A 26072-nucleotide genomic window follows, 5' to 3' on the forward strand; every position below is an offset into this window, starting at 1 on the left:
CCCCCGACTTCTCCGTTGAGGGCTATCGTGACAAACTCAAGGAGCTGGACAAACAAATGAGAGCTGGCCGCCCCTTCATCGCTCACTCCACCCGGCACCTGATTGACGCCCAGCGCATTGGGTAGAAGTTAAGCGGGCGCAACTAGGAGGAGCACGTATGGATTCTGCACGGACCTTTGAGTCGATTGTCATCATCTTCAATCCCAACAGCACTGGGGATGCGCCTGAGCTGGCGCAGCAACTGCACGACAGGCTGAAGGAGCTGCTGACCTATCAGCCCGAAATAACACTCCAACCCACCGAGCACGCCGGGCATGCCGTGGACCTGGCCCGGGAAGCAGCATCGAAGGGCGGTGACGTCCTGGTGGTCTCGGTGAGTGGCGACGGTGGCTACAACGAGGTGGTCAACGGTGTGATGCAGGCCGGGAACCCGAGGGCCGTCTGCGCGGTCAGGGCCGCCGGAAATGCGAACGACCATAGCCGGATCATCGCGACTAAACCTTTGGAAGAGGCCATCGCAGAGGGGCATGTCCACAACATTGACCTTCTCCGGATTCACACAGGCCAAAAAGAGAATGAGCCTCTTGAATACGCCCACTCTTATATCGGATTCGGCCTCACCCCGGTGGTTGCCACTGAACTCGAAAAGGGAAGCAAAGGCGCTCTCAAGGAAATGGTGACGGTGATCCAGACCTTCTCCAAGTTTGAGCCCTTTGGGATCCGCTTAGCTGACGGAAAACGCCGGAAGTTCGACAGTCTCGTCTTCGCCAACATCAATGAAATGGCAAAGTACGCCACATTGAGCGAAGCAGAGGACCACCCCTCGGATGGGAAATTCGAAGTGATCGTCTTCCCGCACATGCCTAAATGGCGCACTCTCCTGACTGCACTGAAGGCCACCACGCAAGGCCTGGGCGATCAGCCGAGTGTGAGTAGCTACGAATTCACCACGCTCAAGCCGCTGCCATACCAAATGGACGGCGAAGTGAAGTCCGTGGAGGCAAACGTCAAGGTCAAAGTGGAGTGCGCTCCACGGGCCTTGGCTACCCTCGGTTAGGCCCTTAGCCTGCGCAGGCCGCCGTGACGAAGTCGTAGATCCGGCCGCGCAAGTCATTCGGCGCTGCAATCTTCAGCACGCCCTTCCTGTCGCCAATGGCCACCCTCAGCGGCAAGAGCGTACCCACCTTGTCCTCAGCAACAGCATGCGGATCACAACGGGCGGGCCGGATGGTCAGTAGCAGCTCTTGCTTGGCCGCGCCTAGGGAGACATTGCTGGGCCAGGGGGCAGCGGGGGATTGGGCCAATAAGGTGGTTTCATCGATCGATTCAATAGTGAGGCTTTGTGCGTCAGTTCCCGGCGTGGCTGGCGAGATAACAAGGCGTACGACGGCGGTGCGGCCGTCGGCGGCCACCTCAAGTACCGGATCCAAGACGATTGTTGCGACGGCGGCTGCTTCCGCTGCAATGCATAGCTCGTCGGCGTTCCTGGGCAGGACACCGAAGGGATCACTTGCGCTCGTCCTCGCCTCCACAGGGTCCCTGCCAGGCGTTGAGTAGTTGATCGTGGCATTGAGTTCAGGTGGCGCGTCCTCTGATGTGTCGCAGGCGGCTGCGGGCAATGCAGCAGGAAGGCTCTTGGGCTGATGGGGTGGCAACTCAAGGCTGCCCGCTGAAGATGCCCAGGAAATGTCACCTTCAAACAGCATGGATCGCAAGCGGGCTTCGGTGACGGTCAGGGGCGTGTCTGTGGTGTTGGTGAGCTGTATTTGGATGGCTTGCTTCCCGTATTGATCCCGCGATTGATTGATCTCCACGGTGACGGGTCCGGAACTTCCGCTGGTGGGCCCTGAGGCTGAAACGCCCGGGTCACATCCGGCCACGAGCGGCAGCGTGACAGCGACCAGACCCACAGCGAAAGAATGCCACCGCCGGCTCATCATGCCATCAGTGTAGGGGCGCCGCTAAGTTGCACGGTACCTAAGCAGGACACTGCAGGATAAACATGTAATTGTTCGGATCAGGGCCAGCCACTGAACTGATCTTCGCTGTGATTCGTGGGTGGCGGGTTCTTATAGATCCGGCCGCGCTGGGATTTTGCCACTCCCTGGTGCCGTGGCGGCCGCGTCCGCCGATGCCAGATCATGTTCAAGATGAAAACGGTCACCATGACCAGGAGCAAACAGCCTAGGCACGCCAGCAATGCAATGCTCTGGTCCATCGGTCACCCTTCTCTGTGACGCTGATGCCTTATTGGGTCCTATCTTAGCGAGCCGGGCATCAAAGCCCCCCATGCCCGAGGGGCGGTGCCAGTAGGATGTGGCTCACGCGTATCTTCGAATTCCGCCCATGAAGTTAATAAGCGAAAGGCGACACTGATGTCATTCCAGGCTTACCTCGACGCTATTGAAGATAAAACAGGGCTCACCCCGCTGCAACTAGTCGAAATTGCGGAAACCAAGGGATTCAAAGACCCGTCGGTTAAGGCCGGAACCATCCTTGAATGGCTCAAAGCTGATTACGATCTTGGCCGTGGCCACGGAATGGCACTGGTGCACGTCATCAAAAAGGGGCCAAGGATCGACAGCAAGCACGTGGCATCCGACGGGACCCACCGCGACGATTCGGACATGCTCTGGCTGGATGGCAAGGCCAGCAAGCCAACTCCCTGAAACATGCTGGCAAGCCAACACTAAGCATGCTTAGCTTAGTGTTCAGCCATTTCTTGATGTGCACGCAGAGAGGAACACCATGTCTACCGTGACGCAGCTGTTCAAATCCCCTGCCGCTGACATCTGGAAGGTCATTGAAGACGGCTGGCTCTATTCCGGCTGGGTTGTGGGTGCCTCAAGAATCCGCGCCGTGGACGAGCAGTGGCCGCACGTGGGCGCAAAGTTGCACCATTCCGTTGGCTCTTGGCCTTTCCTGATAGATGACAGTACCCGGGTGACAAGCATGGAACCTGGCCAAAAGTTGGAGCTGCTCGCAAGGGGGTGGCCCTTGGGCGAGGCAAAAGTGCTGATCATCCTTGAGGACCTCGGAGGCGCTCAATGCCGCGTCTCCATAGCCGAGGATGCCGTGCGTGGGCCGGGAAAAGTGGTGCCCAAGGCCGTGCGGGATCCACTGATTTCCGTACGAAACCGCGAGACCCTCAGGCGTCTGGAACTCATGGCCGCGGGCGGGGCTGGCCGGAAGAACTAAAGGCAGACGCGATTACCCTGCCCCTTGAAACTGTCCGGGGTCACCAGGATGCTCATGCCCGTACGAGCGCGCTGACGGGGTGGAGTGGTAGGCGGCCTTCGGCGATGGCGATGGCGTTGAGGGCGCTGAGTCTGGCCATCTCGGCGCGCACGGGGACGGTTGCGCTACCCACGTGGGGCAGAAGGACCGTATTGGGGAGCTCGGTGAGGCCCGGCGCGAGTTGTGGCTCATCCTCAAAGACATCCAGGCCAGCGCCCGCGATCACGCCGTTGCGGAGCGCTTCCACCAGCGCGGCTTCGTTCACCACCGGTCCCCGGGCCGTGTTGATGAGGATGGCCTCGGACTTCATCCGTTGCATAACAGGCGCGTCCACAAGATGCCTGGTTTGCTCGTTGAGCGGAACGTGCAGGGACAGGAAATCGCTGCGTTCCACGAGTGATGCCCACGGTACTTGCCGGACCTTGCCCGCGAACTCACCCAATTCCTCATCGCTGACCGCACGGTCACCCGGAGGACGCGGTGAGAACAGAACTTCCATGCCGAATCCCAGGGCACGTCGAGCAACGGCGCGGGCGATCCTGCCGAAACCAGCGAGCCCGAGGACGGCGCCGGAGACATCCCGGCCCAACATGAACTCAGGCTCCCACCCGAGGAACTTTCCCTCACGAACTACTCGGTCCGCTTCCACCACGCGGCGTGCGGTGCCCAGGATCAGCAGCATGGCGATGTCCGCGGTGGCATCTGTCAGAACGCCGGGTGTGTTGCCCACTAGGATGCCGTGCCGGGTGGCGGCCTCCACATCGATGTTGTTGTAGCCCACCGCATAGTTGGAGACACCCTTCACCCGGGCGTTCGCCAGGAGGGGCTCGTCGATGACATCACGCAGTTGCGTCAGCACGACGTCGTAATCGCCTGTGGCGCACAATGCCGAGAGTGTTGCGTAGTCAGGCGGCTCGGGCAGGACGGTGACCTGACCGGCGTCGGACAGCAGTTGCAGCCCACATTCCGGGATGGCCGTGGTGACCAGAAAATGGTGCCCCATGGTCAGTTGCCTCCGGCGGAGGAAGTCTTTTTAGCGCCAGGCATGACCCAGTTAAAGGCCTCAGCCTTGGAGCGGGCTCCCTGGGCTGCCTTGGAGCGGTTCGGTTCGCCCAGTTCGGCCAGCAGCTTTTCCGAAAGCACCACCAGCTCGCCGAACGCGTCCGGAGTGAGCCACCCAGGGCGGGTTGCAAAGAGAATGTCTTCGCTGGAGGTGTTGCCGCTGGCGCCGGGTGCGAACGGGCAGCCGCCCAGACCGCCGAGGGCGCCGTCCACCATGGCAGCTCCGGCTTGTATGGCGGCGAGTGTGTTCGCTACACCCAAACCCCAGGTGTCGTGGCCGTGGTACACGATCCGCCGCGCAGGCGACTCCTCCCGCACTCGGGTGATGAGCCGTGCTACCTGCGCTGGTACGGCTTGCCCCAGGGTGTCGCAGATGACGATGTCCGTGGTGCCTGCAGCGCGGGCATCGTTGGCGATGGCGAGGATGCGCTCCTCCGGAACGTAACCCTCAAACGGGCACGTGAAGGAGGTGGCAATGCACAGCTGGATTCGGCCGTTCACTGCACGGGTGTACTCGACGGCCTCGGGCAAAGCGGCCAGACTCTCGTCCGTGGTCCGCCCGATGTTCGCCTTGTTGTGCGAATCCGAGGCTGACAAGCAGTACTGGAAGTTCCTCGCTCCGGCAGCGGAAGCCTTGGCAACGTGGCCCGGTGTAGCTACCCAGATCCAGCACTTTTCCAGTTCCTCAGGGGTGAGGGCCTTGACCACTTCCAGTGTGTTGGCCATGGTGGGGACCAGGTCTGCGCGGGCCATGGAACCCAGCTCGATCGCGGGCACTCCCAGTCGCAGCAGTTCCCGCACGGTCTCGATCTTCTGCTCTGTCGGCAGGAGTTTACCGGTGAGCTGGAGCCCATCGCGCAGCGTGACGTCCCTCAGGATGACGTTGCCCAGCGTTGAGGCAAGGGGGCTTTCAAAGCGGTTCATGGTCGGAGGGCCTCCTCGCGGCCGGAAGCCGCATTGATCTGTGCGGCGTCCATGTTCAGGAGCCCGCCAAGAATTTCTTGCGTGTTTTCGCCCAGGTCCGGGCCCAGGTTCCGAATGGGCAGGGACTGGTCCCCGATCACCGGAACAATGCCCGGGAAACCAACGCCGGGGAGGATTTCCTCACCTGTGGATACATCGAACTTTTGGATCATGTTTCGGGCGGCGTACTGGCTGTCCGTGCTGATATCGGCCGCGGTATAAATGGGGCCGGCGGGGACACCGGCGGCTTCAAGCGCTGTCAGGGCTTCAGCTCCTGAAAGCGTCGCTGCCCACTCGCCGATTGCCTGATCCAGTTCTTCGCGCTTTGCCCAGCGCCCGGCATTCGTTTGCAAGGAAGGGTCCTCTGCGAGGTCGGGGCGGCCGATTGTCTGCATGTATCGCTGGTAGATCGAGTCACCGTTGCCGGCTACCACGATGCTCGCACCGTCCTTGCACACATACGCGTTGGAGGGAGCGATGCCCTCCATGCGGCCACCAACTCGCTGCCGGTCCACACCGTAGGCCTGATAGTCCGGAATCAACGATTCCATCATCGAGAACATGGCCTCGTTCAGCGCGACGTCGATGATGCGCTCGGTGAGCGGAACAGCGCCAGCCGAGTCCCGGCGTCGTGCTTCACGTTGGTAGAGGCTCATCATGGAGCCGAAGGCGGCATACAGGCCCGCGATGGAATCCCCGATGGAGACACCAACCCGGACCGGCGCTCGGTCCGGGTCGCCCACCAGGTTGCGGAATCCGCCGTAGGCTTCGGCGACGGCGGCGAAGCCTGGCCGCTCGGACAGCGGCCCGGTCTGTCCGAAAGCAGAGATGCGGGTGACAATCAGGTCCGGATTGGCTTCATTGAGGACCTCTGGGCCCAAGCCCCACTTCTCCAGGGTGCCGGGGCGGAAGTTCTCCAGCAGGATGTCGCACTTGGCCACTAGTTCCAGCACTGCCTGCTTGCCTGCCTCTGTGCGGAGATCCAGAACCACGGACTTTTTGTTGCGGTTCAGCGTTCGGTAGAGCATGGACGTGTTGCCCTTATGCAGGCGCCAGTTACGCAGTTCGTCGCCGGTGCCGGGCCGCTCCACTTTGATGACCTCAGCTCCGAAGTCGGCCAGCAGCCTGCCGGCCGTTGGCGCGGCGATGTAGTTACCGAGTTCCAAGACCCGGACGCCGTCCAGAGGGGCGATTGTTTGGTGTGTCATGGTCTTCTTTCGTGCGTGGTGGGTAGGCGGTAGGCGGGACCGGTCAGAACAGCAGGCTCATGGGCAGGATCAGCAGGATCGCCACCACGGAGGCTACGGACACTCCCACCGTGACGGATTTGAGTGCACCCCTCACACTCTGACCTAAAAGTGACTGTAGGAGCCAGAACGTGTTGCTGGTGACGTGAACCATGAAGAGCGATCCCGCGCCTGCTGCCAGCGCGATGAGTACCGGGTCCAGGCCGATGGCCGGTGCAATAGGTGCCAGCAACCCGGCCGCAGTGATGGCGGACAACGTTACGGACCCGACGGCGATGTGCAGCACGGCGGCGACAGCCCAGACCACCAGCAGCGGGGCCACAGTGCTCGCGGAGAAGAAGCCGCCCAGAATGTCTCCCAATCCGGCTGCCGCGACTGTTGCGGCGAGCGATCCGCCCACACCCGTGAGGATGAGGATCTGGCCGCTTTCCTTGAAACCGACCGCGATGGCCTCCTCCACTTTTTTCTGTCCGATGGCCGCCCGGGTCACCAGGCAGGTACCGATCAGGCCGATAAGCAGGGCAATCACCGGCTCGCCGAGGAGCTGCAACCAAGGGAGCTGGATTTCGAAGATCTCCAGGATGGCGCCTGCGCCGATGAGAAGCAGGGAAGTCAGCAGCGGTGCGAAGAGAAGGATCAGCGGGGCTTCTTTGCGCTCGCGTTCGACGACGGCGACACTTCCGCCGGCAGGCTGGGTGCTTGATGCCGTAGTGCCACGCTCGCTGCTGGTGGTCGGCGGCACTGGTGCCTGGCCGTTGTCCGCAGACTTCTCGCCTTCGCTGTCCTCCTCGGCCACGAACGTGCGGTCCTCGTCCTTGGCCTCATTCCAGAATCCGCGGCGGAACAGGAACGTCATGATGGCAATGGAGATGATGATCGTGGGGATGACAAGCAGGAGGCCGAAGAGCAGCATCTTGCCGAGCGGCACATTCAGTAGGCCGGCCAGCGCGAGCGAGGCGACGCCGGGAACCGTGAACACGATGCCGCATTCCAGCGCAATAGCCATGGCCGCAGCCATCCGTGCCGTACCGAGTTTGCCGATTTTCGGCGCCAATTTGCGGGCAAGCGGCGCCGAGATGACCAGCAGGACATCCAGGAAGATCGATTGAAGGACCGTTCCGATGGCCAAGCCCATGGTGTAGGGGAGCCGCTTGGGCCCGAAGGTCTTGAGGAGGTGCTCCACCAGGCGGCGGATAGCCCCGCTCTGGTTGAGGATGGAGCCCATCAGCACGCCAAAAGCGATGAGTAGGCCGACGTCCACCATAATCTCGCCAAACCCGCCGGTGATGGTCTTGACGGTTTCTTCGACGCCGAGGCCCACCGCCAAGCCGAGATACACAGAAGCAAGTATCAGCGAAATCACCGGGTTGACCCGGAAGCGGACGATCAACAGGACAGCGGCTAGGACCGCCACAGCTGTGTTGATCAGAACAGCAATGTCTGACATGGGGAAATCCGATCGTTGGGCCTTCCGCACTGAAGGCAGGAATCTGATGCGCGCCGTGAGGGAGGCCACATCGCTAATCCCATATTATGAGTTTGAACTCATAATGCAAGCCTTTCCCGAAACTAAACTAACAACATGACCTTTGTGATTCGTGCGGCAAGCCAAGCTGACGTTCCCGGCATCCTCGCTGCGGAACTGGATGCCGGACGCACTTCAATCGCTCACGCTGACCGATTCGCAGCGAGTATTAGCGCCGCGGTCGAGGACCAAGCACGTGTCGTCGTCGTCGCCGAAGTGCAAGATGACGCGAATGCGGGCGGAGGGGCCGACGTCGTAGGTTGGGCAAAAACCCATTGCTGGGACTATGCCGACGGCCCTGCGTTGTCCGGTCATTACTTGGGTGGTGTCACTGTGCGGCCGGATTTTCGGCGCCTTGGAGTGGCTTCGGAACTGACGGGCGCCCGCATGGCGTGGATTTGGGAGCGGGCTGACCACGCTTGGTATGTGGTGAATGCGCTGAACGAGGCGTCGCTGGCTTTGCACCGGAGGTGGGGATTTCGTGAGGTTGCTAGGGGGCCCGGATTTCATACGGTAACGTTCGACGGCGGCGAAGGGGTCCTGCTGCAGGCGGCGCGGCCGCTGTCCTGACCCTCGGGGACGCCCTTCAGCCTTAGCATGGTCCTCAGATGCGCCGACCGGGGGAGTGTGTGATGGGGCCGTTGGAATCAATTCAAGCGAGCACGAGGCAGAGTGGGCCAGCCCGAAAGGGATTGCCCTCGAAGACCCAGCGGAAGCGGTCTACGCGGCAACGAAAACTCGAGTTGGCGATTTTGCTGGTGCTGCTCGTAGCCCTGGCACTTTCGGCTACGCCATGGCCTTCGGCAATGCTGATACGAAGTGTTTTTGAACGCGGGGCGCAGGCAACGATTGACGAAATGACGCCGTACGTTCCGGATACACCGCTGCAAACCCAGGCCGGCGTCGTGTACAAGCCCGGTTCCACCTTCGATGTATTCAGTCCTGCAGGCACTACTGCGCCCCTTCCTACTGTGGTGTGGATTCACGGCGGCGCTTGGATTTCCGGTGCCCAGCGTGATGTCAATCCGTACCTCCAGATCATCGCGGCCGAGGGTTACACCACCATTGGCATGAGTTATCCGATTGCCCCCGAGGCCACCTACCCCACGGCTGTGGGTGACATCAACGAAGCCCTTGCCTATATCAAGGCCCATGCCGCCGAGCTGAACGTGGACACCAGCCGCATCGTCCTGGCCGGTGACTCTGCCGGTGCACAACTCGCGAGCCAGATGACCACGCTCACCGTAAATCCGGAGTATGCCAATCTCATGGGAATCCAACCTGCGCTACAGAAGTCGGAGCTGGCGGCCACCATCCTGCATTGTGGCGTCTATGACCTTCGGGCTATGGCCGATCTCAGCGGAATCGTAGCTTGGGGATTCAAGACGTCCTTGTGGGCTTACACGGGCACGAAGGATTGGTCCGCTACCTATGCTGGCGCGACTATGTCCACCATCGATTTCGTGACCGACGACTTCCCGCCGACGTTCGTCAGTGGCGGCAACGGCGACGGGCTCACGTGGCTGCAGTCTGTTCCCTACAGCAACCGGCTGAAGGACGCGGGAGTCCCGGTGACCGAGCTCTTCTGGCCGGCTACGCACGAGCCTGAACTGCCGCACGAGTACCAGTTCCACCTGAACTTCGACGAGGCACGCGAAGCGCGGGACAAGACCTTCGACTTCCTCTCCACGCACGCCCAGAGGCAGTAGTCGCTGGGCGCCAGGGAGGATCGGCCCAAGGGCGGATTGCCGAGGCGACTGTGTCGTTTTTGATGCAGCTCAAGGGTAGCTAGGGCGTCCCGGGAATACTTCGGGGCACGGCCCTGTTCATTGATTTAGATGCAAACGCATGTAAGCTGGATGAACGAGCAACAGGAGAATGCCATGGAAACCCGCCGAATCACCGTACTTTCCGCCGGACTCGGCGTCCCGTCGTCGAGCCGCTTGCTGGCCGACCAGCTGGCCGCGTCCGCTGAGAGGCAACTCCGCGCGGCAGGGTATGACGCGAAGATTGACGTTGTTGAACTGCGCGACCTCGCGGTGGACATCGCCAACAACTTCGTCACCGGCTATGCCGCGCCCCGCCTCGCGGACGTGATTGCCGGCGTCGAGGATTCAGACGCCATCATCGCGGTCAGCCCTGTCTTCAGCGCGTCCTACAGCGGTCTGTTCAAGTCGTTCATCGACGTCCTGGACCCGAAGTCGTTGGAAGGCAAGGCTGTAGTGCTTGGAGCTACGGGCGGCACCGACCGTCACCAGATGGTCCTCGACTACGCAATGCGTCCCCTATTCAGCTACTTGCGCACCAGGATCGCAGCCACCGGCGTCTTTGCAGGGCCCCAGGACTGGGGAAACACCGACGACGGCGCCTCGCCCCTCTCGGTGCGCGTAGACCGGGCCGCGGGTGAACTCGTGCAGCTGTTGAGCGGGTCGCAGCCGCGCCGCAAGAACGACTCGCTTGAGTCGCTGCCATTCGAACAGCTGCTTGCCGGGATCTCAGCAGGCAGATAGAGCGAACTTATTACCCGGGCCGATCGTTGGGGCAAACATGAAGTGTCCTGTGGATTCCATTGACCTGGTGATGAGTGAACGAAGCGGCGTGGAGATCGACTACTGCCCGCAGTGTAGGGGTGTGTGGCTGGACCGTGGGGAGCTGGACAAGATCATTGATCGCGTCGCGGCGGAAACCATTCCAGCTCCGGCCCGGCCCGCCGCCGCGCCGTCCCAGCCTCCTATCGCGCCGCCGCCCATCTACAATCCCTTTGAGTCACGTCCCCAACAGCCGCGTTACGACGATAGGGACCGGCGCGACTACGACCGGAGGGACAACGATCGTCGCGACGGCTACGACCAGTACGGCCGCAAGCGCAAGAAGAAGGAAGGCTTCCTGGGCGACTTGTTCGACTTCTAGTCGCCCTTAGTCGTCCAAGAGTTCGATGAACTCACGGGCCTGCTTGATGTTGATGTCTGAGTGGCGCGTCAAAGCAAGTGCCGCGCCCTCCACATCACCGCTCTTTGCCAGCGTGCGGATTCGTCCGTAGATCTCGTCGTTGAGCATGTTGCTGCTCACTTCGCGGGTGACGTCGCCCTTGCTGACGATTGCCCTGTACCTGTAGGGGAAGCGTTCGGGCTCGTCGTCGTCATCGGCAAGCAAGTCTTTGGGCGTGGCCTCCGGCGTGAACGGCTGGGGATGCGCCGCGAGAGCGCCGACGGCGTTGCGCGAGGCCCGTAGGCCCTCTCCAGTCGCCTGCAGGTAAAGTTTGATGGCCGCCATGCCCTGTCCTTGGGCGATGAGCGAGTAAAGCTGTCGGTGCTGTTCCTGGTTGAGTTTGGCCGCAGACTCCTTGGCCAGCTCCAACGGGTCCTTGGGTGCATTCGCCGCTGCGATGCTGGCTTTGCTTTCAGCTGAGCGTTTGGTGAACGAGCGAATAAGCAGGAGCACGCCCGCAATGACCGCAATGAGGATCAGGAGCGGGATGAGGATGGAATCCATGGCGTTGTCAGAGCCGATCTACGTAGTTCTTGGCGGTAAGTAAATCTGAGTGGGTGGCCTGGCGCAGGACTTTGATGGCCTCGATCTTTTTCCCGCTCCGGACCAGGTTCTGTAGCTCGAAGGCGAGTTGCGGGTTCAACTGACCATTTGGAAGTACGGCGGGCTGATGTGCCGTTTGACCCCCAGGGCGTCCGGTCTGGGCTTGGATGGGGGTCCTGGCGTTCTCGGCCTGCTCCCTTTGACTGGCCACGTTCTGGCTCGGCTTGGTGGTGGCTTCGATTCGCGCACGTAGAGCCAGTGCTTCCTGTACTTGGGAGGCTTGATGCGCAGCGGAACGTGCCGCTAGTTCACGCTGATACTTCTCGGCATCCGAGAGGCCCGTGTCGCGCGGTTTGAAGGCCGCCGTGAGTGCCCACAGCAGGCCTACGAGGACAAGAAGCGGAAGGACAATCGTCAGTACGTCACCAAAGTTCATCCCCATGCTTAGAGCTTATGCCAGAAGTTGGTTATCCACAGCACATTCCACTTCCGGCATAGGCTTCTGAGAGGGTTGTGTCAAATTAAGGGACTCTTTGTTAGACGCATCACAATTTCGGCATGTTTAGCATGATTTACCGTGCCTGAAGGACCCGGCGCCGCACGGTCACTGTGGATTAGTTTCGTCCAAATCTTTCTTCAGTCCACAGCGTGTGAAAAGCGTTTCCGCAGGTCAGAGGCTAATTTCCCGCAAAAGAAATTCTCTATCCACAGGGTAACGCACAGTCTGTGCACAACGTGGAGCTTGTATTCCACAGGTTTTCCACAGGGGGTGTCAGGCACCTGCTGTAACGTGTCTGAAGTGTCCATTTTGGGCATGAATATCCCGCGCTGGGTTTCCCGGATTCCTATAAAGTCACTGCTTATGACGGGTCTACGGAACCGACTGTGGATAACTTGTGGATACGGCTATTCTGTCGGACCTGCCTGACATCGTGGGATGCACCAGGCGGACCCTGTAGCCACACTGCGCTTTACGGGCCGCCAGGGAAGTACACCCTGCAGCGGTACACAAATGGAGGACGGCTTTGTCAGTTACGCACTTGGACTCAATCGAGGGCTCACGCGCTTCGGACTCGAGCCGGAAACCTCCCCAGGACATCCCCGCTGAACAGTCGGTGCTCGGCGGCATGATGCTCTCCAAGGATGCCATTGCCGATGTAGTCGAAATCGTCCGCGGGCACGACTTCTACCGGCCAGCACACGAGACCATCTACGAGTCCATCATTGATCTCTACGGCCGTGGCGAACCCGCCGACGCCGTCACAGTCTCAGATGAACTGACCAAACGGGGTGAGATCAACCGGATCGGCGGTCCCGCCTACCTCCACGAGCTCATCCAGACTGTCCCCACTGCGGCCAACGCCGGCTACTATGCCGAGATCGTTGCGGAACGCGCAGTTCTGCGCCGCCTGGTCAACGCCGGTACCAAGATCGTTCAGATGGGCTACGGCCAGGACGGCGAAGTGGAAGACCTCGTCAACCAGGCCCAGGCGGAGGTGTACGCGGTAGCTGAAAAGCGTACTGCGGAGGACTACGTGGCGTTGAAGGACGTCATGGAATCCACGGTGGATGAAATTGAAGCGTCTGGTCACCGCGGCGAAGGCATGACGGGCGTTCCTACCGGCTTCTACGAGTTGGACGAGTTGACGCACGGACTCCACCCCGGCCAGATGATTGTTATCGCGGCCCGTCCTGCCGTGGGTAAATCCACGTTCGCACTGGACTTTGCCCGATCCGCGGCCATCAAGAACAACTTGGCCACGGTCATGTTCTCCCTGGAAATGGGCCGGAACGAGATCGCTATGCGTCTTCTCTCCGCAGAAGCAACCATTGGCTTGCAGGATCTGCGCAAGGGCACCATCAAGGACGAGCAATGGTCCAAGATCGCCACCACCATGGGCCGCATGAACGATGCTCCGCTGTTTATTGACGACAGCCCCAACATGTCCCTCATGGAAATTCGTGCCAAGTGCCGCCGCTTGAAGCAGCAGCACGACCTCAAACTCGTGATCCTCGACTACCTCCAGCTCATGAGCTCCGGTAAGAAAGTTGAATCACGCCAGCAGGAAGTCTCCGAGTTCTCCCGTGCCCTCAAGCTGCTGGCCAAGGAGCTGCAGGTTCCCGTCATCGCACTGTCACAGCTGAACCGCGGTTCCGAGCAGCGCCAGGACAAGCGCCCCATGGTGTCCGACCTCCGTGAATCAGGCTCCATCGAGCAGGACGCCGACATGGTCATCCTGCTCCACCGCGAAGATGTCTACGACAAGGAATCGCCCCGCGCCGGCGAGGCAGACATTCTGATCGCCAAGCACCGTAACGGTCCCACCAAGGACATTGTGGTCGCCTTCCAGGGTCACTACTCACGCTTTGCTAACATGGCGGGCGAAACAGGTGCCGGGGGCGGCGGCTTCTAACGGCAGCGCGGCCTGGCCGCGAGAGAGTATCCGGGACAGTAGTGTTGTTTGCTCCGCATCCGCGGGCGCACCACGCAGATTTATTTGGGGGAAACAAGTGAAGAAGAATTTGTTGCTCGGCTTTGGGGCATCGGCACTGGCAGCCATGGCCCTGACAGCATGCAGTGGCGGTACTGCGGCGGCACCAGTCTCGGCCCCGCAGAGCGAAACTGCGACAGCAACGCCGACGCCCGTCAAGCAGTACAGCAATGAGGAGCTCGTGTCTTTGGTCAGCCAGATCAAGGCCTCCGACGGCAGCAGCCTCTCAGCAGTTTCAGGCGAAGAACTCGCCGGCCGGTATCAGCCGCTTCGGGACACCTTGGGCAAGACAACCATTGAACCAGCCGCGTGCAAGGATCTGAGTGCAGTCGGCGTGCCCCAGACTATTGCCGGATCAACGTCGGCGGGAAGCACGCGGGTCAAGACTGACGGTGTGTTCACCGATCTGACCCTTACCTCCGGCGTCGATGTCGAGCTTCTCGAGGCGAAATTGGACGCTAGCAAGTCCAAGGCAGAGGAGTGCAGCCAAATGACATTCTCCTCATCGGGCCAATCGATCAAAAGCACCACTGAGAAGTTTGCTGGCATCGGTTCCGTCCCTGGCACTATCGCTTTCAAGACCGCCATGGTGTTGCCTGACGGAACAGAGGGAATCATTTATACAGCGCATGTGATTAAGGATGGTGTCCTGATCTCTGCCACTGCCTCCAGCGATGCCGCCGAAACCGGCGGACCGGCTGCTGCCGGTGCCCTCCTGGATCAGTCCGCCGCGCTTATTAAGTAGTTACACCCCAAGGGGCTCTGCCGGCGTCGATTCATCCGTCGGTAGAGCCCTTTTGGGTGCCCTATTGAGTGGACACGGCTAAGGTCTCCATGAGGCGCGTGTACGTCTCCTCAATGTGGTCTCTGCGGCTGGTGATGGTGGCGGCAGTTGGACGGGCATCAAGGCCGATCCTGAGGTCCTCATACATCGACTCCAACAGGCGAGAACCACCACCTTGTTCCACAATGGCGGTAACGCGGGAATGCCAGGGATCATGGCTGTCCTTGCGGGAATAGAACCTCTCAACAGAGGCCTCGCGGCTGTCTATCAGGACGATTTCCCTAAACCGGGCGCCCGCCTCTTCCGCAACACTACGGAACAGCAACACTTCATCTCCGGAGTCGAGATACTGCGGCATGATCACGGTGTGCCCAGCCGTCAGGTGCGTGACAGCCATGCTGAGCGCAATCGGACGCACTAGGTTCCCGGCAGCTTGGAAGTCCTCCTCCCAGCCTCCGATCAAGCATCGAACCTTATCGACATCCAGGTTGAGGACACCGGGATGACCATCCGCGTACATTCTGGCGAGCGTCGATTTCCCAATGCCGGGCGGACCGTTCAGCAGGATCAGTTCAGCCATCGAGTGGCCTGTCGCTTGAAGCACGTGGTAGTAGACATGCCTGACACTCTAGCCAACCCGAGGGCTAGGACTGGGCGTTCGGCGACAGGCTGGTTCGGCTGGGCTGGTTCAGCCGAGCAACAAGTAGAAAACCACGGCAAGGCCTGGGAAGAGTGCCTGCCCTATGGCGCTTAGAAGCAGGCGCTTTTCCGTGACCCACAGCCAGAAACCCAGAAATACATGGCTCGCGCAGCAAAAAAGGACAATAGCTGCCCCGCCGGCCGGGTTGCCGGAGTTCACCATCCACAAACCCACGGCCATGCCGACCCCGAAGGTTACGTTGTAGGCGCCAACGTTCATTGCCCACATGCGGACGGCACGAACATCCTGAGGTTCGATCAGAAAAAACCGGTGCAGACGCTGATCACCGTGCCGGAAGATCTCCATCAAGCCGACGCTGATCAGTGCCAGCGCAGTAGCGCCGGCCAGAACCTGACTCAGTAGATTCATGAGCGCGTCCTCCAGACGGAAGCCAGGATACCCAATTGCCTGTTCGTGGAGAATACGCCGCCGACGCAACGCCCTTCAAGAGGTACTCAGCAGCCTTCGAAGTCGCTGAGTACCTTCACTTTCGCGGCCGAACCTGATGAAGGATCGAACGCGTAGCCGATCCACTCCTTGGCCAGGCGACGGGCCAACTCCACTCCCACAACGCGCTGTCCCATGGTGAGGACCTGGCAGTCGTTGGACAGGATTGAGCGTTCCACGGAGAACGAATCGTGTGCTGCTGTGGCCCTGATGCCAGGAACCTTGTTGGCCGCGATGGCCACGCCGATCCCTGTGCCGCAGAACAGGATGGCACGGTCAGCTTGGCCGTCGCGGATCATTTCACCGGCCGCGATACCCACGTAGGGGTACGGCCTGGTGAAGTCCTCATCTGCGCGGTTCACGCCTATATCTATGACCTCCGTGATGCGGGGGTCAGCTTCGAGGTCCGCCAGGATCCGGTCTTTGTAATCGACGCCGGCTTCATCGGCACCCACAATGATGCGCATGAAAATTCTCCTAGTTGCTTGCTGCGGCTGGAACGGGAATTGCGGTGAAGTGTGGCCCGACGGCGGCAAACACCATGGCGAGCGACGTCGCACCGGGATCCGGCGTGCCTATGCTCTTCTCGGCCAACGGTCTGGCGCGTCCCTTGAGGGGACGAAGACCTGCGGTAGACGCAGCCGCCGCGGTAGCGTCTGATGCAGCTGCTGCCCACGCGTCCTCCGCAGCAGCGCCCGACAGGACGCGGTCTTCAAGTGAGGATGCAAAGGGCAGCAGCGCATCCATCATGGTTTTGTCGCCGATCTCGGCCTTTCCAAGGTTCGAGATCCGGTCCGCGAAGGCTCGAACAGACTGGGCGAGGACATCCGGCGTCGGGGTCTCTGCATCTCCCAACCGCTCGCCAAAGGCGCGTAGTCCCGCGCCCCACAGCACGCCGGACGTTCCGCCTGCTTTGTCTGCCCAGGCGTCTCCGGCTGCCGCCAGCAGCGAACCGGCGCCCGCGCCGCGTTCGAAAGCAAGGGCCGCGGCGTCCAGGGCTGCCGTGGATCCACGCACCATACCGCGGCCGTGATCGCCGTCGCCGGCAATCGCATCCATGTCGCCCAGCATTGCTTCGGAATCGCGAAGCAGTGCGACCGTGGTCTCCAAAGCGCTCAGGCACTGCGCAGCGTAGACACGGGACTCGTCTGTGGAGGAGTAGTCGGCAGCGGCAACGGCGTCCAGCTCAGCTTCCGCGGCCTGTGAGGAAGCGACGTCGAGCCCAACAGCACCCCGGCGGTACGCTGGCGTCAGCGCCGGAGCGGTCCAGTACTGTTCCAGCTCCTCATCCAACCACGTCACCGTCAGCGAAGCGCCGGCCATGTCCAGGCTGGTCACCAACTCACCCACCTCCGGCATCACCAGGGTGTAGCCGGCTTCGCGCAGCAACGGAGCCACGGTACGCCAGAGGACAAACAGTTCCTCGTGCTTCGTGGAACCCAAGCCGTTGAGGATCACTGCCAGCCGGGTTGAGCCGCTCGAGGGATTTTCCGCCAACACGCGACGCACGAGTTCCTGCCCCAGCTCGACGGCGGACGGCAGTTCCGTATCGAATAGTCCAGGCTCGCCGTGGATACCCAGGCCCAGGCCCATCTGCCCCTCGGGAAGGCGGAACAACGGCTGATCGGCACCGGGGAAAGTGCAGCCGCTGAAGGCTGTGCCAATGGTCCGCGTAAACTCATTCGCCTTCCGCCCCAAGCGAACCACGGAATCCAGGTCCAGTCCGGCTTCGGCCGCTGCTCCCATGACCTTGAACACCACAAAGTCACCGGCGATGCCGCGGCGCTTCTCGATCTCCTCGAGGGAGGCGCTGGCGATATCGTCCGTGACCAGCACGTTTTCCGTGGCGATTCCCTCGGCATTCAGTCGCTCACTGGCCATACCGAAGTTCATGACATCCCCGGCGTAGTTGCCGTAGGTGAACACAACGCCGGCTCCGGAGTCGGCAGCCTTGGCCACGGAATAGGCCTGCTGGGCTGAGGGTGAGGTGAAGATGTTGCCCACCACGGCACCGTCAGCGAAGCCCGGCCCGATGATGCCGGCGAAGGCAGGGTAGTGTCCCGAGCCCCCGCCCGCGATGACGGCGACTTTCGGCGTTGCCGGGCGGCTGCGACGGACAGCGCCGCCTTCAACCTGGCGGACAAGGTCCGAGTGGGCGTCACAGAAACCGGCGAGGGCTTCGTCAGCGAAGTCGGCGGGATCGTTGAAGATTCTGGTCATGGGGTCCTGATTCTGAATTTCGGACTGGGGGAGGGACTTAGTGGATGTGGCTGCCGCCGTTGATGTCGATGGTGGTGCCTGTGAGGTACGCGGAGTCCTCGGAGGAGAGGAACGTGATGACGGCCGCTACTTCCTCCGTGGTGGCGTTGCGGCCCAAGGGGATGCCGGCGTTGATGGCGGCTTCCTGCTCTTCGGTGCTGCCGACGCGGATGTTGGTGTCCACGGCGCCGGGAGTGATGGCGTTGACGGTCACGCCGGTTTCGCCGATTTCGCGGGCCAGTGCCTTGGTGAAGCCGAGGATGGCGGCCTTGGCTGCGGAGTAGGGAACCTTGCCGAACACGCCGCCGCCGCGCTGCGCGGAGACCGAGGACATGTTGACGATGCGGCCCCAGCCGTTGGTGATCATGTCAGGCAGGAACGCCTTGGTGACGAGATAGGTGCCAGTGGCGTTGACGTCCATGACCTTGTGCCACAGCTCAAGCGTGGTTTCCAGGAAAGGAACGGGGGAGGTGATGCCGGCGATGTTGGCCAGGGCGCCCACGGGCGGGAGGTTTCCGGCGGCAACTTCTGCCGCGACTGCGGCCTGGGCTGCGGTGACGGAGGCTTCGTTGGCTACGTCGATCTCATAGCCGAAGGCCGGAACGTTGAATTCGTTGGCGATCTCGGCGGCAACCTTGGCGGACTTCTCGCCGTCGAGGTCCAGGATGACGATGCCCCAGCCCTGGTTGGCGTAGCGGCGGGCGGTGGTCAGGCCGATGCCGCGATCGGAGGTAGCTCCGGTGAGGACGGCGGTGCGCTGGATGGTGGTCATGGTGCTCCTTGAATATGAGGTGACGCGGTTTAGATGAGGTCTGAGATGTAGCTGGCCGCTTTGGCAGCGGCGGCGGGGCGTTCGTCGTGGGTAACGTCCCGGGTTTCGAGTTCCAGGGAGAAGTGGCCGGTGTAGCCAACGCTCCGTAGTGCTGCCAGTCCGGCCGCGAAGTCGGCCTCGCCGTTGCCGATACTAAGGTTGATATTCCCCGGTTCGTCGTCGGTGGCCGCTACGGCGTCCCGCAGGTGGACGTGCTTGACGCGGCCAGCGAAACGGTCCACGAAGTCCACGGGGTCGCCGCCGGAAGCGACGATGTGGCTGAAGTCCATGACAATTCCGACGTCGGAACCGGCAAGGCGGTCGGCGAGCAGCTGTGCACGCTCAGTGTTCCAGCACAGCCGGTAGTAGTGCAGGGATTCGGTCCACAGCTCCACGCCGAACTCCGCCGCGCGCCCAGCAGCATGGATCAGTTGCGCGGCCACGAGGTCGATGTCCTCATCAAGGCTCCGCAGCGGCTCGTGATCGATAGCCCCGCACGGCAGGACGAGCGCCCTCGCGCCGGTCTTGGCGGCCAGGGTGAGCAGCATCTCAAGGTGCCGTTCGCGCGCTTCTTGCGCACCGGCGTCGAGCTCTGCATTTAAGTCACCGATATCGCCGTTCACCGAACGGACGCGCAGTCCCGAGATATTTACGACGGCGGCGACCGCCTCCACAGCCTCGGTGTCCAGCACGTAGGGCACGTGGTCGCAGACGCCCGGGAGTGCACCTAGGTCGATTTCCTCGAAGCCAAGGCCGCGCATGGTGTGCAGGGCAGTGGCCAGATCCTGGTGGCGGAAGCTGATGGACGAACAGCCCAGTCGTTGATGAAACATCGTCGTTGATCCTCAGATTGGGGCCCTCGCCAGAGAGGGACCTTAGTGATGGGGACCACGTTACTGCCGTTAACTGTTAACAGTCAACCTCCTAAGTTGACTGTTGACATACCTGGTGTCGTCGGTCACAGTTGACGTATTATGTTGACTGTCGACAGTGGGGTTGCCGAAGAAGCGCCGCACTTTTGAAAGGGAAAGACACACATGAGCAATGAAGCTCTGACCATGCGTGGTCCGGTTCATGGAACCAAGGAAGCAAAGCGCGTCGCCGTCGGTTCCGGCGTTGGCGCAGTCATCGAAACCTACGACTTCATCGGTTTCGGCACCGCCGCAGCACTGTACTTCGGTACAGCGTTCTTCCCGGGCGCCGACCCGGTGACTGGCACCCTGGCCTCCTTCGCGACCCTCGGCGTCGGCTTCGCTGCCCGTCCGCTGGGTGGCATCATCGGTGGCCACCTCGGCGACAAGCTTGGCCGCAAGCCGGTCCTGGTTGCATCACTCATTTTGATGGGCCTTGCCACCTTCGCCATTGGCCTGTTGCCCACTTACCAGCAAGTGGGGCTCCTGGCTCCCGCACTGCTGGTCCTCGTCCGCATCATTCAAGGCCTGGCCTTCGGTGCTGAATGGGGCGGTGCCATCCTCATGAGTTACGAGCACGCGCCGTGGCGGAAGAAGGGGCAGTTCACGGGCATCGTCCAGGCCGGCTTCCCCGTTGGCCTCCTGCTCGCCAACCTCGTCTTCCTGAGCAGCGTGGGCCTCGGCAGCGAATGGGCCTGGCGTGTACCGTTCCTGGCCAGCATTGTATTGGTGGCCGTCGGCTTGATCATCCGGTCCAAGGTTCCCGAGTCCCCGGTATTCGAGGACGTCAAGGCCAAGGGCGACATCGTGAAGTCGCCCATCGTCGAGGTCATCAAGACCGACTGGCGAAACATCGTCCGCGGCATCGGCCTCCGCATCGCTGAAACTGCCGGCTACGCCGTGTCCGTGACGTACATGATTTCTTACCTGCACACCAACAACCTGGCGGACAAGACCGAAACGCTGGTGGCACTCTGCATCGCGGCCGGCATCGGTATCTTCGCCACGTACTTCTGGGGCAAACTGACGGACCGCGTTGGTCGCCGCCCTGTCTACATCTGGTCCACTGGGTTCGCAGTTGTGTTCGGCATCCCGATGTTCATGCTGGTCAACACCGGCCTGTTCCTCCTGATCATCGCAACAATCGTCATCGCCTACGCTGTTTGCCAGAACTCCCTCGCCGGCGCCCAGGGTGCTTGGTTCCCGGAGCTCTTCCAAGCCAAGACCCGATCTTCCGGTGCCTCGCTGTCCTACCAGATCTCCGCCATGGTCTCCGGCTTCACACCCTTCGTCACCACCCTGCTGTTCGTCAGCATGGGATGGATGGGGCCGGCCCTGCTGTTCAGCATCTACGCAGCCATCGGTCTGTGGGCAGCACTGATTACCCGGGAAACCTGGGGAAAGCGTGAGCGTGCTCTCGCTGAAGAAGCCGCCAGCAAAACTCCCCAGACGGTAAACGCCTAAGTAGCCATCGACGTCGGGCGCGTTCTCCCAGCAGCACGCGCCCGACTCCGGAAGGAAACCAATGACTCTCTCTTCAGTCGAAGTGGCACCCGTGGCCACTCCTACACCCGAGCGTGTGGACCGCATCCGGGCCGCCGCCTACCGCATCCGTCATCACGCCCTGAATATGGGCGAAGTGCAAGGCCAGGGCTATGTTGGCCAAGCCCTCGGTGCGGCCGATATGCTCGCCGCCGTCTACGCCGATCAGCTGACGTACCGCGCCGAAGATCCGCACTGGGACGGGCGCGACCGCTTCCTTCTTTCCACCGGGCACTACGCCATTGGTCACTATGCAGCGCTGGCCGAAGCTGGAATCGTTCCCGTGGCTGAGCTCGAAACGTACGGTTCCGATGATTCCCGCCTGCCGATGTCCGGTATGTCCACCTACACCCCGGGCATGGAAATCTCAGGCGGTTCGCTGGGACACGGCTTGACGGTTGCCGTCGGAATGGCTCTGGGCTTGCGCCTTCAGAGCTCAACGTCCCGCGTGATCAACTTCCTGTCCGACGGTGAGTTGGATGAGGGTTCCACCTGGGAAGCTGCCATGGGTGCACACCACCACCAACTCGGAAACCTTACCGCCATGGTAGACATCAACGCCCTCCAAGCAGATGGGGCCACAGACACAGTGCTCCGCACAGAACCGGTCACCGAAAAGTGGGAATCGTTCGGCTGGTACACCCAGCGCGTGGACGGGAACGACGTCGGTGCGCTGCTGGCAGCGTTCGACAACATCGCTGCTGTCGCGGCTCCCGTCGGGCGGCCCTCGGTGATCCTCTGTGACACCAAGGTAGGTCGTGGTGTGCCGCTCTTGGAGACCCGCGAGAAAGCGCACTTCATGCGCATCGAAGAAAACGAGTGGCAGATCTGCCGCGAACAGTTGACCGCAGGATTCGAAGGGACGGCTTCAGCATGAGCACAATTACGACGACGACCAGTGCCGCTGCTTCATCGTCCGCCGCTTCATCCGTCGCCGCTTCCGCGGCCAAGCCGAAGCTGAAGACCTCCGCCATGATCGCGTCCTTCGCCGATCCCGGCCAAAAGACCACCTCCGCCCCGTTCGGGCATGCGCTGGTCAAGGCGGCCGAAGCCGACTCCCGGATCGTGGGTCTGACCGCGGATCTTGGTAAGTACACGGACATGCACATCTTCGCCAAGGCGTTCACGGAGCGGTTCTTCCAGATGGGCATGGCCGAGCAGCTCCTCTTCGGCGCTGCTGCAGGCATGGCAGAGACTGGCTTGATCCCGTTCGCTTCCACCTACTCGGTGTTCGCGGCACGGCGTGCATATGACTTCCTGTGCTTGGACATCGCCGAGCCGAACCTCAACGTCAACATCATCGGGGGGCTCCCTGGCCTCACCACCGGGTACGGACCGAGCCACCAGGCCACCGAGGACATGGCAATCTTCCGCGGCATGCCCAACCTCACCATCGTGGATCCCTGCGACTCCGTCGACATCGAGCAGGCCGTTCCGCAACTTGCGGCCTCCGATGGACCAACGTACCTGCGCTTGCTGCGCGGTAACGTGCCCACCGTCCTGGACGAGTACGACTACACGTTTGAGCTGGGCAAGGCCAAGGTCCTGCGCGGTGGCAACGATGTTGTCTTCGTTTCCTCCGGCCTGATGACCATGCGTGCTTTGCAGGCGGCAGATGCGCTGGCGAAGCACAACGTGGATGTCGCCGTGGTGCACACGCCCACCATCAAGCCCTTCGACTCCGCCACCGTACTGGCAGAGCTGAACACCGACCGGCTGGCCGTCACTTTGGAAAACCACACGGTTGTTGGCGGTCTGTTCGAAACTGTTGCCTCCGCCGTCGTAACCGCCGGCCTCGGCAAGCGCGTGGTGCCCATCGCGCTTCCCGACCAGTTCCTCGACGCCGGTGCGTTGCCCACCCTGCACGAACGGTACGGATTGTCCGTGGACCGGATCGTGGCAAAGGTGCTTGCCGAACTCGGCTGAGCTTTCCTGGCGGGGCGGGCGGACATGACTGCCCGTCCCGCCCCGCTGCCCGTAGTATCGACTGTTAACAACGGACTGTTAGCAGTCGCCCAATGAACCGAGGACACACCATGACCGTCACCGCATCCCTGCTGGGACTTGAGAAGAAGAGCCTGCGCGAACAGGCACTCGCAGCACTGCGGACCGCGATCACCAGTGGCGAACTCGAACCCGGGCGACACCTCGTGGAAACCGAGCTCTCCGAGATGCTCCAAATCAGCCGCGGCACCCTTCGGGAAGCCCTGCGCCAGCTGGAACAGGAAGGCCTGATCTCCGCCGGAGCACGCGGCCGCATGTCCGTACGGCACCTGGACGTCAAGGAAATCCGGGATATCTTCGCCGTCCGCGGAGTATTGGAATCGTTGGCCGCCAGGACCCTCAGTGACATGCCGGACAAGGAAGCCGCGCTCGCAGAACTGCGTGCCGCCGTCGACAATATGGACAAGGCCGCCAAGTCCTCACTGCAGGAACGGATCGAATCCGACCTTGAGTTCCACCGCACGCTCTGCCGCCTGTCCGGAAACGAAACGTTGCTGCACTCCTGGGAATCCCTGGAAGGCTCCATCCGGATGTCCATCATGTTCGCCGGATTGGAACGCGCCACACGGAACATGAGCGTTGGCCGGCATCACGACATCGTTGCTGCCATCGAGACTGGAAATGCGGCGAAAGCACGGGAAACGATCATTGCGCACATGGACAGTGCGGCGGAGAATCTGGTCGGCTAGTTCCGCGATTGCGTTGGTTGCCCGCTTTTCCGTTGTTGGGCAACCACACAGCAGCGGGGAGCAGCGGTGTTGCCGGAATGAGGCAGGGGTATAGGGTAAGTCGTCATGGCGTTGAGACTTGTTCAGGTGAATTTCAAAGCAAGGGATGATTCAGCTCTCGGGCAGTTTTGGGCTGAAGCTCTCGGCTGGGGAGTCTCCAGTGAGGGACCCGGTGTGACCAACGTTGAACCCCTGGATTTCACTTGGCCGGACCCCTCAGCTGTGTGCGTTGACGTTGTGACAGTTCCGGATCCGGAAACGGTGCAATACCGCGCGCACCTCGATCTCGCTACCACTTCCGCAGCTCATCAAAAGGAGCTGGTGGCGCGGCTCAAAGAGCTTGGCGCTACGCCGGCGGACGTGGGCCAGGGAGATGTGCCGTGGACAGTCTTGGCTGACCCCGAGGGCAACCTGTTCTGCGTTCTGGAACCCCGTCCGATCTACCAGGACACAGGTCCCATCGCCACTGTGGTGGTCAACTGTACCGATCCGCGGGTCATGGCCGACTTCTGGAGTGAGGCGATGGACTGGACCCTGCACGAAGTGAACGATGATCATGCGAGGCTGCGTTCGTCCGAGGGAGTCGGGCCATATTTGGAGCTGCTTCGCACGCCGGACCCCGACACACTGCCGAACCGTATCCATCTGGACCTGATGCCGTATCCCGGTGATGATCAAGCCGCTGAAGTGGCCCGGCTACACAGACTGGGCGCGGCTAACATCGACATCGGCCAAGGCGATGTGCCGTGGCGTTGCCTCACAGACCCTGAAGGCAACGAGTTCTGCGTCCTGACGCCTGGCTGACAATGTGGCTCTTACACCCCGGCCGTGGCGGCTGTTAGCTGCCTGACGCCTTCAACAGGTGATCGGGCAGCCGGTTTCCGGGAGCACGCCCACGGATTTCCAAGAGTTCACGGGCGTGTGCGTGCAGCTTCTTGTCTTCCTCGGATACTGGCACCCAGGAAGGAATCGGTACGGCAGTCCCTGTTTCGTCGCGCGCCACCATCACAGTGAGGCAATACGTGGTGAGGTTCATTTCGCGGGTCTTGGGATCCCCGGAGCGTACGTGGACCGCGATGTGCATGCCCTTGGCACCGGTGTAGACCAGACGCGCCTCTACCTCGACGACGTGGCCAATCAGCAGGGGTCGGTAGAAACGGACGCCCCCGGAGAACACAGCCACGGTGTCTTTACCGCAGTATCGGGAGGCGCAAACGTACGCTGCTTCGTCGATCCACTTCATCACGATGCCACCGTGGACCTTGCCGCCCCAGTTCACGTCGGTGGGGGAAGCCATAAACCGCAGGACAACACGCTCGGCGGTCCCGGCGTCGGTATATTCCTGGGCGTTCATCGCGTTGACAATCTGTTCGCGGACCTCGATACGCGCGAGTGCGTGGTCGCGCTGCTCGACCTCCTCGGGCGTGGACGGCTCAAACTGGGGAACAGGAATTGGCTTGCCGTCGGGTCCAACGGCCACGAAGATCACCATGCATTGGCTGTGCATCGTCTCCGGTCCGCCTTTGGGATCGCGGGAGCTGACCACTGTATGGATATGCATGGAGGAGCGGCCTGTGTAGACGATGGTGGAGGTCACTTCCACCATGTCGCCACTGTTGACCGGATCCGTGAAGTGGATGTTGCCCACATATGCGGTGACGCAGTACGACTTCGACCAGCCAACTGCTGCTGCGTAAGCGGCCTTGTCCACCCATTCCAGGACGGTGCCGGCGTCGACTGACCCGCTGTGTCCTACGTCCATGGGCGCCGCAAGGAAGCGGAGGGTCACTGAATTGGTGGCGTCATCGCTCATGCTTGGAATCTTACTG

28 protein-coding genes are annotated in these 26072 nt (G+C 61.6%); 14 read left to right on the top strand and 14 right to left on the bottom strand.

Features of this window, described 5'->3' with window-relative positions:
- Positions 1 to 157 precede the first annotated feature (157 nt).
- Positions 158 to 1057, top strand: coding sequence for a diacylglycerol/lipid kinase family protein (locus tag M1D89_RS02350; protein WP_402938950.1), 900 nt, complete (start codon positions 158 to 160; stop codon positions 1055 to 1057).
- Positions 1058 to 1061: 4 nt separating this feature from the next.
- On the opposite strand, the gene M1D89_RS02355 is transcribed toward M1D89_RS02350, so the two are convergent.
- Positions 1062 to 1940 (bottom strand): hypothetical protein, encoded by an 879-nt coding sequence (locus tag M1D89_RS02355; RefSeq protein ID WP_498647675.1) that lies wholly within the window; start codon positions 1938 to 1940, stop codon positions 1062 to 1064.
- 435 nt (positions 1941 to 2375) lie between these two features.
- On the opposite strand from M1D89_RS02355, the gene M1D89_RS02360 reads away from it, so the two are divergent.
- A complete protein-coding gene (locus tag M1D89_RS02360) occupies positions 2376 to 2669 on the top strand; it encodes a DUF4287 domain-containing protein (RefSeq protein ID WP_498647677.1) in 294 nt (97 codons plus the stop codon).
- Positions 2670 to 2748: 79 nt separating this feature from the next.
- A complete protein-coding gene (locus tag M1D89_RS02365) occupies positions 2749 to 3198 on the top strand; it encodes an SRPBCC family protein (protein ID WP_498647679.1) in 450 nt (149 codons plus the stop codon).
- Between the two features lie 52 nt (positions 3199 to 3250).
- Here the strand turns inward: M1D89_RS02365 and M1D89_RS02370 are convergent, their stop codons facing one another.
- From M1D89_RS02370 to M1D89_RS02385, 4 genes are read right to left on the bottom strand one after another with little or no spacing between them, the layout of a single operon-like run.
- On the bottom strand, positions 3251 to 4240 hold the full coding sequence (locus M1D89_RS02370) for a 2-hydroxyacid dehydrogenase (protein ID WP_498647681.1): 990 nt from the start codon (positions 4238 to 4240) through the stop codon (positions 3251 to 3253).
- Between the two features lie 2 nt (positions 4241 to 4242).
- Positions 4243 to 5223, bottom strand: a complete 981-nt coding sequence (locus M1D89_RS02375; protein ID WP_498647683.1) for a hydroxymethylglutaryl-CoA lyase-like TIM-barrel protein — start codon at positions 5221 to 5223, stop codon at positions 4243 to 4245.
- Entirely contained in the window at positions 5220 to 6470 is a 1251-nt protein-coding gene (locus tag M1D89_RS02380; protein WP_498647685.1) for a CaiB/BaiF CoA transferase family protein, read from the bottom strand. The genes M1D89_RS02375 and M1D89_RS02380 overlap by 4 nt, the downstream gene beginning before the upstream one ends.
- 43 nt (positions 6471 to 6513) lie before the next feature.
- Complete coding sequence (locus M1D89_RS02385; RefSeq protein ID WP_498647687.1) at positions 6514 to 7956, bottom strand: GntP family permease; 1443 nt, start codon at positions 7954 to 7956, stop codon at positions 6514 to 6516.
- Between the two features lie 135 nt (positions 7957 to 8091).
- On the opposite strand from M1D89_RS02385, the gene M1D89_RS02390 reads away from it, so the two are divergent.
- From M1D89_RS02390 to M1D89_RS02405, 4 genes are all read left to right on the top strand, one after another.
- A complete protein-coding gene (locus tag M1D89_RS02390) occupies positions 8092 to 8604 on the top strand; it encodes a GNAT family N-acetyltransferase (protein WP_498647688.1) in 513 nt (170 codons plus the stop codon).
- 287 nt (positions 8605 to 8891) lie between these two features.
- On the top strand, positions 8892 to 9743 hold the full coding sequence (locus tag M1D89_RS02395; protein WP_498647690.1) for an alpha/beta hydrolase: 852 nt from the start codon (positions 8892 to 8894) through the stop codon (positions 9741 to 9743).
- 174 nt (positions 9744 to 9917) lie between these two features.
- On the top strand, positions 9918 to 10544 hold the full coding sequence (locus M1D89_RS02400; RefSeq protein WP_498647693.1) for an FMN reductase: 627 nt from the start codon (positions 9918 to 9920) through the stop codon (positions 10542 to 10544).
- 49 nt (positions 10545 to 10593) lie between these two features.
- The gene (locus M1D89_RS02405; protein WP_402938977.1) at positions 10594 to 10944 is read left to right on the top strand and encodes a TFIIB-type zinc ribbon-containing protein; all 351 of its coding nucleotides are present in this window, start codon (positions 10594 to 10596) and stop codon (positions 10942 to 10944) included.
- Positions 10945 to 10950: 6 nt separating this feature from the next.
- Here M1D89_RS02405 and M1D89_RS02410 read toward each other — a convergent pair whose 3' ends face one another.
- Both M1D89_RS02410 and M1D89_RS02415 read right to left on the bottom strand, forming a co-directional pair.
- Positions 10951 to 11526, bottom strand: coding sequence for a hypothetical protein (locus tag M1D89_RS02410; protein ID WP_498647695.1), 576 nt, complete (start codon positions 11524 to 11526; stop codon positions 10951 to 10953).
- Positions 11527 to 11533: 7 nt separating this feature from the next.
- Positions 11534 to 12001, bottom strand: a complete 468-nt coding sequence (locus M1D89_RS02415; RefSeq protein WP_498651026.1) for a hypothetical protein — start codon at positions 11999 to 12001, stop codon at positions 11534 to 11536.
- A 589-nt stretch (positions 12002 to 12590) separates the two neighbouring features.
- Here M1D89_RS02415 and dnaB point away from each other — a divergent pair.
- Together dnaB and M1D89_RS02425 are read left to right on the top strand one after the other, a co-directional pair.
- Entirely contained in the window at positions 12591 to 13979 is a 1389-nt protein-coding gene (gene dnaB / locus M1D89_RS02420) for a replicative DNA helicase (protein ID WP_017197290.1), read from the top strand.
- 97 nt (positions 13980 to 14076) lie between these two features.
- Positions 14077 to 14802, top strand: coding sequence for a hypothetical protein (locus M1D89_RS02425; protein WP_498647697.1), 726 nt, complete (start codon positions 14077 to 14079; stop codon positions 14800 to 14802).
- A 61-nt stretch (positions 14803 to 14863) separates the two neighbouring features.
- Here M1D89_RS02425 and M1D89_RS02430 read toward each other — a convergent pair whose 3' ends face one another.
- From M1D89_RS02430 to M1D89_RS02455, 6 genes are all read right to left on the bottom strand, one after another.
- Entirely contained in the window at positions 14864 to 15421 is a 558-nt protein-coding gene (locus M1D89_RS02430) for a P-loop nucleotide/nucleoside kinase family protein (protein ID WP_498647700.1), read from the bottom strand.
- 108 nt (positions 15422 to 15529) lie between these two features.
- Positions 15530 to 15910, bottom strand: a complete 381-nt coding sequence (locus tag M1D89_RS02435; RefSeq protein ID WP_498647701.1) for a DUF1304 family protein — start codon at positions 15908 to 15910, stop codon at positions 15530 to 15532.
- A gap of 86 nt (positions 15911 to 15996) precedes the next feature.
- A complete protein-coding gene (locus M1D89_RS02440) occupies positions 15997 to 16455 on the bottom strand; it encodes a ribose-5-phosphate isomerase (protein WP_498647703.1) in 459 nt (152 codons plus the stop codon).
- Between the two features lie 10 nt (positions 16456 to 16465).
- Complete coding sequence (locus M1D89_RS02445; RefSeq protein WP_498647705.1) at positions 16466 to 18208, bottom strand: dihydroxyacetone kinase family protein; 1743 nt, start codon at positions 18206 to 18208, stop codon at positions 16466 to 16468.
- Positions 18209 to 18245: 37 nt separating this feature from the next.
- Complete coding sequence (locus M1D89_RS02450; RefSeq protein WP_498647707.1) at positions 18246 to 19019, bottom strand: SDR family NAD(P)-dependent oxidoreductase; 774 nt, start codon at positions 19017 to 19019, stop codon at positions 18246 to 18248.
- A 29-nt stretch (positions 19020 to 19048) separates the two neighbouring features.
- Entirely contained in the window at positions 19049 to 19891 is an 843-nt protein-coding gene (locus M1D89_RS02455; RefSeq protein WP_498647709.1) for a sugar phosphate isomerase/epimerase family protein, read from the bottom strand.
- 204 nt (positions 19892 to 20095) lie between these two features.
- On the opposite strand from M1D89_RS02455, the gene M1D89_RS02460 reads away from it, so the two are divergent.
- The 5 genes from M1D89_RS02460 (at position 20096) to M1D89_RS02480 (ending at position 25047) form a co-directional block, all read left to right on the top strand.
- On the top strand, positions 20096 to 21433 hold the full coding sequence (locus M1D89_RS02460; RefSeq protein ID WP_498647710.1) for an MFS transporter: 1338 nt from the start codon (positions 20096 to 20098) through the stop codon (positions 21431 to 21433).
- Positions 21434 to 21494: 61 nt separating this feature from the next.
- Entirely contained in the window at positions 21495 to 22388 is an 894-nt protein-coding gene (locus M1D89_RS02465) for a transketolase (protein ID WP_498647712.1), read from the top strand.
- Positions 22389 to 22483: 95 nt separating this feature from the next.
- Positions 22484 to 23437 carry a transketolase family protein gene (locus M1D89_RS02470; RefSeq protein WP_498651027.1) on the top strand — a complete coding sequence of 318 codons (954 nt, stop codon included), beginning with the start codon at positions 22484 to 22486 and terminating at the stop codon, positions 23435 to 23437.
- A gap of 110 nt (positions 23438 to 23547) precedes the next feature.
- Positions 23548 to 24204, top strand: coding sequence for a GntR family transcriptional regulator (locus M1D89_RS02475; RefSeq protein ID WP_498647714.1), 657 nt, complete (start codon positions 23548 to 23550; stop codon positions 24202 to 24204).
- A 105-nt stretch (positions 24205 to 24309) separates the two neighbouring features.
- Positions 24310 to 25047, top strand: coding sequence for a VOC family protein (locus M1D89_RS02480; protein ID WP_498647716.1), 738 nt, complete (start codon positions 24310 to 24312; stop codon positions 25045 to 25047).
- Between the two features lie 34 nt (positions 25048 to 25081).
- Here the strand turns inward: M1D89_RS02480 and M1D89_RS02485 are convergent, their stop codons facing one another.
- On the bottom strand, positions 25082 to 26056 hold the full coding sequence (locus M1D89_RS02485; protein ID WP_498647719.1) for an acyl-CoA thioesterase: 975 nt from the start codon (positions 26054 to 26056) through the stop codon (positions 25082 to 25084).
- Positions 26057 to 26072 lie beyond the last annotated feature (16 nt).

It is taken from the genome of Arthrobacter sp. D3-18 (genome assembly GCF_054408525.1).